The 8,934-nt window shown below is 70.7% G+C and carries 9 protein-coding genes and 1 pseudogene; 5 read left to right on the top strand and 5 right to left on the bottom strand.

The window, feature by feature from the left end; all coding sequences use genetic code 11:
- Positions 1-348: 348 nt before the first annotated feature.
- The gene (locus FUT87_RS09405) at positions 349-864 is read left to right on the top strand and encodes a plastocyanin/azurin family copper-binding protein (RefSeq protein ID WP_255511744.1); all 516 of its coding nucleotides are present in this window, start codon (positions 349-351) and stop codon (positions 862-864) included.
- Positions 865-871: 7 nt separating this feature from the next.
- Here FUT87_RS09405 and rsgA read toward each other — a convergent pair whose 3' ends face one another.
- Positions 872-1,936, bottom strand: coding sequence for a ribosome small subunit-dependent GTPase A (rsgA, locus tag FUT87_RS09400; protein WP_147240864.1), 1,065 nt, complete (start codon positions 1,934-1,936; stop codon positions 872-874).
- A 329-nt stretch (positions 1,937-2,265) separates the two neighbouring features.
- Here rsgA and FUT87_RS09395 point away from each other — a divergent pair, with 329 nt between their 5' ends.
- Together FUT87_RS09395 and FUT87_RS09390 are read left to right on the top strand one after the other, a co-directional pair.
- On the top strand, positions 2,266-2,637 hold the full coding sequence (locus tag FUT87_RS09395) for a YciI family protein (protein ID WP_147240863.1): 372 nt from the start codon (positions 2,266-2,268) through the stop codon (positions 2,635-2,637).
- A 129-nt stretch (positions 2,638-2,766) separates the two neighbouring features.
- Positions 2,767-3,414, top strand: a complete 648-nt coding sequence (locus tag FUT87_RS09390; RefSeq protein ID WP_147240862.1) for an MBL fold metallo-hydrolase — start codon at positions 2,767-2,769, stop codon at positions 3,412-3,414.
- Between the two features lie 30 nt (positions 3,415-3,444).
- Here the strand turns inward: FUT87_RS09390 and FUT87_RS09385 are convergent, their stop codons facing one another.
- The gene (locus tag FUT87_RS09385; RefSeq protein ID WP_147240861.1) at positions 3,445-5,046 is read right to left on the bottom strand and encodes an ATP-binding protein; all 1,602 of its coding nucleotides are present in this window, start codon (positions 5,044-5,046) and stop codon (positions 3,445-3,447) included.
- 131 nt (positions 5,047-5,177) lie between these two features.
- Positions 5,178-6,134 carry a M48 family metallopeptidase gene (locus FUT87_RS09380; protein ID WP_091730570.1) on the bottom strand — a complete coding sequence of 319 codons (957 nt, stop codon included), beginning with the start codon at positions 6,132-6,134 and terminating at the stop codon, positions 5,178-5,180.
- A gap of 23 nt (positions 6,135-6,157) precedes the next feature.
- Between FUT87_RS09380 and FUT87_RS31650 the strand changes: the two genes are divergently transcribed.
- A complete protein-coding gene (locus FUT87_RS31650) occupies positions 6,158-6,316 on the top strand; it encodes a hypothetical protein (protein ID WP_404935379.1) in 159 nt (52 codons plus the stop codon).
- A gap of 41 nt (positions 6,317-6,357) precedes the next feature.
- Positions 6,358-6,695: pseudogene (locus FUT87_RS31645) on the top strand (flavin reductase family protein).
- 10 nt (positions 6,696-6,705) lie between these two features.
- Here the strand turns inward: FUT87_RS31645 and FUT87_RS09370 are convergent.
- Complete coding sequence (locus FUT87_RS09370) at positions 6,706-8,187, bottom strand: hypothetical protein (RefSeq protein ID WP_147240860.1); 1,482 nt, start codon at positions 8,185-8,187, stop codon at positions 6,706-6,708.
- Positions 8,184-8,934: ATP-binding cassette domain-containing protein (locus FUT87_RS09365; RefSeq protein WP_147240859.1), on the bottom strand; the 751-nt coding region annotated here is incomplete at its 5' end. The genes FUT87_RS09370 and FUT87_RS09365, both read right to left, overlap by 4 nt.

Raw genomic sequence — 8,934 nt, 5'->3', positions numbered from 1 at the left:
GCGACCGCAGTCGCATCAACAGCGCAGCCACTTGGACCTCGCCATCGCGCTCGACCTTGATACCAGCAACATGCCTGCTCCCGGGAAGAGCCCTGCTGCGGGCAAGTGCCGTTCCCCGCCCGACAACGACGCGGTGCCTTCGGCGCGCCCCGCCCGCCCCTCGCCAGCGTGGCGACGACCCGCGTGGCGAACCTCCGTGATGCGGCAAAAACGTCTGCTTCGGCCGCGTCGGCGCCGCCAGGGAACGGCCCAAGCCGCTTGACCTTCCCACTGGGGCAAGGTCCAGACTCCTCGAGTCGCGGGCTCCGGGCCCGATGCCGACCCCCTCGACGTTCGCAACCCGTGGCCATGCCGGTCACCCAAGGAGTCCCCATGAAAACGCTGCACGCCTGTGCCTTCGCCGTGCTGTCCCTCGTCTCGGTCGCCGTGGTCGCCCATGGCGACGAGGACCCCGCCAAGCCCCGCCGCCATGACGACGGGAAGGTCGAGGCGACCGCCTTCGGCCAGGAGGGCCGACCGGGGCAGGTGGTTCGAACCATCCAGGTCGACATGGCCGACAACATGCGGTTCACGCCGTCCGACGTGACGGTCAGGAAGGGAGAGACGATCCGGTTCGTCGTCCACAACAGCGGCCAGGTGCTGCACGAGATGGTGCTGGGCACCACGGACTCCATCGCCCAGCACGCCGCGCTGATGAAGCGGTTTCCCAAGATGGAACATGACGACGCCAACATGGCGCATGTCAAACCGAGCCAGACCGGCGACATCGTCTGGCAGTTCACCCAGCCCGGCGAGTTCCAGTTCGCTTGCCTGCAGCCGGGGCATTTCGAGGCCGGCATGGTCGGCAAGGTGATCGTGAAGTGATGGCCGCTCACGACCGCTTGTCACGCGCCCGCTGGCTGCCCGCCTTGCCGATCGCCTTCCACTTGCCTCGCAGCGCGATGCGCTCCAGCGCCGTCATCTCGCCGCGCTGCGCGTCGCGCATCAGCTTCTTGTAGTTGTCGAGCCGGTCGGGGTCGACCTGCGCCGCCACGGCGCACCCGGGCTCGCCTTCATGGTGGCAATCCCGGAAGCGGCAATGCTGCGCGAGCGACTGGATGTCGTCGAAGGACGACGCCAGCGTGCGCGCGTCCGCATCGGGCCGGAAGGTGCGCAGCCCCGGCGTGTCGATGATGCAGGCGCCTAGCGCAGTGCGATGCAGCGAACGGGCCGTCGTCGTGTGCCGTCCGCGGCCGTCGCCCTTGCGCACGCCGCCCGTGTCCTGGGCGGCGCCAGCCAGCGTGTTGATCAAGGTCGACTTGCCGACGCCCGAGGAACCGAGCACCACCAGCGTCTGTCCGGCCTGCATCCAGGGATCGAGCTCGGCGCAGGTCGCCGGCGAGAGGCCGTTGACCGGCAGTACCGGAACGGTCAGCGGCAGGCGGCTGCGCATCTCCGCGATGCGCTCCGGCGCGTCGGGCGCGAGGTCGCGCTTGGTCAGCACGACGACCGGCGTGACCTCGCAGGCCGTCACCATGGCGATGTAGCGTTCCATCCGGCGCGCGTTGAAGTCGGCGTCCAGTCCCATCACGAGCAGCGCCGTGTCGACGTTGCTCGCCAGCGGCTGGCGACGCCCGTCATTCGCGCGCCGCGCGATCTGCGTGACGGGGTCGACGCGATCGGTGATCCAGGCCTGGCCGTGGATGTCCACCTGCATGCTGACCCAGTCGCCGATCGTCAGCGCTTGCGCGCTGACCTGCAGCTGCTGCACCAGCCGGGGCAGCGCACGCGCGAGCCGCTCGCCGTGGCCGTCGTGCAGCGTGAAGCAGTCACGTTGGGATTCGATCACTCGCGCCAGGCGCGAATTCGGTTCATGGGCGCCGAGCTGCGCGGCGCGGGAGGCGATCAAGGGGGTGAGACCGAGCGCTTGCAGCGTCTCGAAGTCGATGTCGATCATGGGAGTCCATTGAATTTGGCTTCGTTCGCGCAGGCGCGAACCCGACCACGCGCGATGGCGCATGGCGTGAGCTGAGTGGGAAGCCGGCCGCGACTGGCGCGACGATCAATGGACCCGCGTTGAGCGCGAAGTCAGGAGCGCGGGGCGCTCAGGCAGCCGGACACGAGAAGGTCGACACGATCTGCTTGTTCCATGGTCTTCTCCTGTCGGGGTGGGTGGATGAAGGTCGCCAGTCTGCAGCGGACGGGGAGCGACGTCAATTTCGGCAAGATGTCGAATTCGGATGCGCCGGTTCGTCGTCCCTGCATCACCCCTCTCAAGGACTGCCCATGAAATACCTCGGCCTCGCCTACTACACCCCCGAAGCCTTCGCCGCGATGGCGCCCGAAGACGTCAAGGCCCTGGTCAGCCAGTGCCCGGCGCTGGACGAGAAGATGCGCGCCACCGGCAAGGTGCTGGTCTCCGCCTCGCTGGGCGACCTGGAAGGATGGAAGACGCTGCGCCCGCGCGGCGGCAAGACGCAGGTCACCGACGGGCCCTACACCGAGGCCAAGGAAATGGTCGGCGGCCTGTTCATCATCGAGGCGGACAGCCCGGAGGAAGCGCTGCGCATCGCGTCCATGCACCCGGCCGCCACGCTGGGCGAGGAAGGCGGATGGGCGGTCGAGCTGATTCCGATGGACTTCTATCTGGGTCGCTGAGGACGGGGCGGAATCACGGATACGCCGCGGGTCGCCGCGTCGCGGCATTGCCTTGGCGCGCGGGCGGGTCGCGAGTCCGATACATTGCCGTCGACGCCGCCTCCGCGCGGCCACCCCTGCCGCGACCCCATGCCCCTGCGCCACCACACCGTCCCCGTCACCCCGTTCCTCCAGAACGCCTCCCTCGTCTGGTGCGACCTCACCCATGAGGCCGCCGTCATCGATCCGGGCGGCGAGGTGCCTCGGCTGCTCGCCGAGGTCGACCGGCTCGGCCTGACGCTGAAGGCCATCTGGCTGACGCACGCCCACATCGACCACGCCGGCGGCACCGGCAAGCTCGCCCGCCTGCGCGGCCTGCCCATCATCGGCCCGCACAAGGGTGACCAGTTCTGGATCACCGCACTGCCGCAGCAGTCCGCGATGTTCGGCTTCCCGCCGGCCGAGATGTTCACGCCGACCCGCTGGCTCGAGGACGGCGACACCGTCCAGATCGGCCAGGAAACGCTGACCGTGCGGCACTGCCCCGGCCACACGCCCGGCCATGTCGTGTTCCACTCGGCGTCCGCGCGGCGCTGCTTCGTCGGCGACGTGCTTTTCGCCGGCAGCATCGGCCGCACCGACTTCCCCGGCGGCGACCACGACACGCTGATCCGCTCCATCACCGAGCGCCTCTGGCCGATGGGCGACGACACCGTCTTCATCCCCGGTCACGGCCCCGAAAGCAGCTTCGGCGAGGAACGACGCACCAACCCGTTCGTCGGCGGCCGCTGGGGCTGAACGGCGCGGCGCAGCCCACCGCCCCCGCGCTCACAGCGGCGACAGGCCGGTGTCCAGGAAACGCGATTCGGGGAAGCCGCGCAGCGCCAGCGCGGCCAGTTCGACGAGCTCCTCGAAGCTGCGCTCCTTCTGCAGCACCGCCACGCCGCCCATGCGGTCGGCCGCGTCGGTCAGCTCTTCGCCGATGTAGCCGGTGGTGATGATCACCGGCACCCACGGCAGCGTCGCGCGCACGGCCGCGGCCAGCTCCAGGCCGTTCATGCCCGGCATGTTGAAGTCGGTGATCAGCAACTGCATCGGCGTTCGTCCCTGCTCGACGTCCTTCAGGCAGTCGTCGGGCGACGCGTAGGTCCGGATGTCGTAGCCCGCCTTCTTGAGCAGCGCCTCCACCATCAGCAGCACGATCGGGTCGTCGTCCACGTAGACGACATGCTCGCCTTCGCCCGGATCGGCCACGCGGCTGAGCGCCGCGGTGTCGAGCGGCGCCGCCTCGTCACCGACCACCGGCAGGTAGACGCAGAACTGCGTGCCCCGCCCCGGCGCCGATTGCACATCGATGGCCCCGCCATGCGCATGCACGATGCCGTGCACGATGTGCAGGCCCAGGCCGGTGCCCTGCCCCCGCGGCTTGGTGGTGAAGAAGGGCTCGAACAGCCGCTTCGTGACGTCCTCGCTCATGCCGTGGCCGTCGTCGCGCACGCTCAGCGCCGCATAACGCGTCGGCGCGACGCGGCCGATGGCAAAGGCACGCGGCGCGTCGAAGTGAACCGCGCGCAGTCCCACATGCAGATGCCCGTGCCCGCCCGGCATCGCCTGCCACGCGTTGGTGCACAGGTTCAGCACCACCTGCTGCACCTCCGCCGGATCCACCGTCGCCACGCAGTCGTCGCCATGCAGGTCGACCGTCAGCCGCACCGTGGCCGGCAAGGTCGACCGCAGCAGGCCGATGCTGTCCTCCACCAGCGGGCGCAGGCGATGCTTGGCCAGTTCCTGGCCGCTGCCCCGGGCGTAGGCGAGGATGCGCTGCACGATGTCCCGCGCGCGGTCGCCGGCGCGCTTGATCTGCTGCATGTGGCCGCGCAGCGGCGAGTTGGCCGGCAGCTCGTCCAGCATCATTCCGGCATGGCCGAGGATCGCCGCCAGGATGTTATTGAAGTCATGCGCCACGCCACCCGCCAGCGTGCCCAGCGACTCCATGCGCTGGATGCGCACCAGCTTCTCCTCCAGGTCCACCCGCGTCAGCTCGTCGGCCTTGCGCATCGTGATGTCGATGAACAGCACCACCAGCCCGAGCTCGCAGGGAAACGCGCGGCACTCGAACCACTTGCTCAGGCGCGCATTGAATTCCTCGTAGAGATGGGCCGTGCGCGACTGCATCGCGGCGCGCGCCTCGACGTCGAAGCGCGCGCCCATGACGCCGGGCAGCGACTGCCAGTAGTTGCGGCCGATCAGGGCTTCCCGCTGCCGGCCGGTGGCGCGCTCGAAGGCGACGTTGACGAACTCGATGGTCCAGTCGTGCCGCAGCAGGATCACCGCGTCGGTGACGTAGTCGAGCGCCGCGCCGACATGCGCGGCGCCATCTTCAGGTGCGGCGGATGCACCCGATCCGTGCGACGGCTCTTGACGCGGCATGAACGCCCCCCGGTGGACGAGGCGCCAGTGTGGACCTCATTCGCCGGCCCGGCAATCACCGTGCCGCCCCCTGATTCGGGAGAGGGCCGATGGCATCGGGCTTTGCGCGCGCCGCGACGGCGCGCCGAGGGTCAGGATTTCGCCGGTGCGGGCGGCTGGAAGCGCTGCTCGGGCTTGGGCGCGCGGGCATACAGCCCCTGCACGCGCGGCAGTGTGCGCTCGATGTCGCGGATGCGGGTCGGGCCGGCCGGGTGCGTGGAGAGGAACTGGGGCGGCGCGCCCTTGCTCGCCTGTCCCATCTTCTGCCACAGCGTCACGCCGGCCTGGGGGTTGTAACCGGCGCGCGCGGCCAGCTCCATGCCGACCAGGTCGGCCTCGCTCTCGTCCTCACGACTGAAGGTCAGCGACAGCAGCTGGCCGCCGATGTTGGCGATGCCGCGGCCCATGTTGCCCAGGCCCAGCAGCGCCGCGCCGATCTCGATCGCGCCGTTGGTGGCCATGTTCTTGCCCATGCGCTCGCGGGCATGCTCGCGCAGCGCGTGCGCCATCTCGTGGCCCATGATCATCGCGACCTCGTCGTCGCTGAGCTGCAGCTGCTGCAGGATGCCGAAGTAGAAGGCGATCTTTCCGCCCGGCATGCAGAACGCGTTGAGCTCGCGGCTGCCGATGAGGTTGACCTCCCAGCGCCACTGCTGCGCGCGCGGGTTCCAGGTCGCGGCGAACGGGATGATGCGCTGCGCGATCGCGCGCAGGCGCAGCACCTGCGGATGATTGGCCGGCGCGAGCGCCTTCTGCGCCTGCGCCTGCCGCATCATCTGCGCGTACTGCTGCTGCGCGGCGGCCTCGACCTGCTCGGCCGAGACCAGCTTGGTGAAGCGGCTCTGCTTGCCGACGTCCACGCCCTCCTGCGCCCAGGCCGGCGTCAGCGCCGACACGCCACCGGCGGCGAGCAGTCCGGTGAACAGGCGGCGGGCGGGGTGCGCGGGCGCGCGGTCCACGCCGCAGCGGCGGCAATCGCAATGGCCGAATCCGGCGGGAGCACCCGGCAGCTGCGGGTCGGCATCGGGGAGGAAGTCAGCGTCAACCATGGCGGCATTCTAGGGAGGCGACAATGCCCCCCATCATGTCCCAGCCGCCCTTGATCACGCCGTCCCCGGCCTGTGCCACCTCGCCGCTCGACCCGCAGCAGTTCCGCGCCGCGCTGGGCATGTTCGCCACCGGCGTCACGATCGTGACCGCGCGGGCGGAGGACGGGACGCTGGTGGCCTGACGGCCAACTCCTTCAACTCGGTCTCGCTGTCGCCGCCGCTGGTGCTGTGGAGCCTGGCCCGCCGCGCGGGCTCGATGCCGGTCTTCAGCCGTGGCTCGCATTACGCGATCAACATCCTGGCCGCGGACCAGAAGGCGCTCGCGCAGCGCTTCGCCACGCGCGACATCGACCGCTTCGCCGGCGTGGCCTTCCGCGAGGCTGCGGCGGCGCGCCCGTGCTCGAGGGCTGCGCCGCGGTCTTCGAATGCGCCAACCGCAGCCAGTACGAGGAAGGCGACCACGTCATCTTCGTCGGCGAGGTCGAGGCCTGCAGCCGCGCCGACCTGGCGCAGCCGCTGATCTTCCACGGCGGCCGCTACTACACCGAGCTGCCGATCTGAGGCCTGGGCCTCACTCGCCCGCGTGACGGCCGACCGGCCAGAAGGGCGCCATCCGTTGCAGCGCGCGCCAGCGCCAGGCGCCCAGCGCGACGGTCACCAGGACCGACGCGGCCACCTGCCACAAGGCCGGGATGTGCCAGCGATGGGTCGCCGCGATGCTGAGGCCCACCAGCGCGACCATCAGCATCGTCAGCACCGCCGCCCGCGCGCCCTTGGGAAAGCCCTGGCGTGACCAGTCGCGCCAGACCAGCAGGGTGCCCGGCAGCGCCACCGCGGCGAAGTTCAGGCCGAGCAGCGGGCTGCCCCAGCCGTCGTCATGCCCGGGCGCCAGCGCCTGCAGCGCCATCATCATCGCCACGCCGGTGCCCCACAGCACCAGGTGATGCCGCAACAGCCGCAGCCCGATCACGCGGTTCATCTCGATGCCACGCGGCATGCCGGGCACCAGCGACAGCAGCGCCTGCTCGCGGCGCGTCTGGTGCAGCGTCGCGTCCAGCCCGAAGAACGGACCGATCATCGCGCTCATCAGGCCGATCGACAGGCCGGGCAGGGCTGCCCTGATCACCCGCCCGGCGCGGTCCGGCAGGAAGACCAGCAGCGCCACTTCGGCGATCAGGAAGACGACGAAAAGCAGCAGCGTCGTCGAGGCCGTGGCCGACCAGTGCAGCCCGCGCAAGGCGACGAATTCGGCGCGCGCGGTCACGCTCGCCGTGGTCGGCCGCGCCGTGCGCAGCAGGTGTTCCCGCCACAGCGGATGCGCCCATTGGAAGCAACGGCCGAGCCAGGCCAGCGGTCCGCGCGACCAGACCGTGGTCGCCGGCACCGCGCTGCCCTGCATCGTCATCAGGTGCTGGACGCGCTGGCGCTGAGCCCAGGATTGGGCATGCGCGGCGCCGCCGGCCTGGAACAGATGCCACAGGCCCGCGCCCAGCAACAGCAGCACCGCGCCGGTCTGGGTGAAGGGCTGGCGCGCATGCCACTCGCGCGCGATGTCCATCACCTGCAGCGCCAACGGCAGCTCGCGCAGCGGCGGCAACGCGATCCACGGCAATACCCAGATCACCAGCCACATCACCGGCCAGCGCAGGCAGATGGCGAAGGACAGCATCAACGCCGCGGCGCCCATCGTGAACGCCAGCCCATGGTCGAAGACCAGGCCCAGCAGTCCGCCGCAGGCCGCGGCCACGCCGAGGAACACGCCCAGCGCCGACTCGCGCAGCCGCCGCAACTGACCCGGCATCAGGTGCGCCGACAGCGGATCGTTCAGGCCCAGCAGTGCATTCGCCGCCGCCCACCAGGCCAGGTGCAGCGCGATGGCCAGCGTCACGCAGAAGGTCCCGGCGACGGCCAGCGGCTGGTTGCTCATCGTCGCCAGCGCGGTCGCACCCAGCACCGGCAGGAGCAGCCACCAGACGCGCCCGACCTTGCGCCCCATCGCCCGCAGCACCGCGGCATGGCCGCCCAGGCCGGGCAGCGGCAGCGCGGCGCTCATTGCGTCAGCTCCAGGAACAGGTCCTCGAGGTTGAGCGCCTCGCAGCGCAGCACGGCATCGGGCGCGGGGGCGTTCCCCTCGGCGAATCGCACCAGCCAGCGCGGCTGCTCGCCCAGGTCGCGCCGGCTCAGCACTTGGCCGCCATGGGCGTCGACCGCCGCCTGCAGCCGTCCCACCGGACCGGCCAGCAGCCGGACCTCGTCGGCCAGTACGTCCTGCGGCGCCTGCAGCGCGATGCGACCGCGGCTGAGGAAGGCGATGTTGAAGGCGACGCGCTCGAGGTCGGAGAGGATGTGCGTCGAGAACAGCACCGTGGTGCCGCGGTCGAGCACCTGGTCGACCAGCTCGCGCAGGAAGTCGCGCCGACCGACGGGATCGAGGCTCGCGACGGGCTCGTCCAGCACCAGCAGGTCGGGCTCATGCGCGAGCGCGCGGATGATGGACAGCCGCTGCTGCTGCCCCTGCGACAGCTGGCCCACGCGCCGGTCGCGCGGGATGTCCCAGCGCGACATCAGGCCGTCCACCTTCGCGTCGTTCCAGCGCGGATAGAAGCTGCGGAAATAGCGCAGCAGGTCCCCGGCCTGGAAGTCCTCGAACAGCGCGGCCTGCTGCGGCACGTAGCCCAGCCGGGCGCGCAGCGCGTCGTCGGGCAGCAGCGCGGGCTGGCCGAACAGCCGCACCTCGCCGGCCTGCGGCTCGCGAAGCCCGAGCAGCGTCTCCAGCAGCGTGGTCTTGCCCGCGCCGTTG

The organism is Mitsuaria sp. TWR114, assembly GCF_007997345.1.
This window is presented reverse-complemented; position numbering and strand designations above follow the sequence as displayed.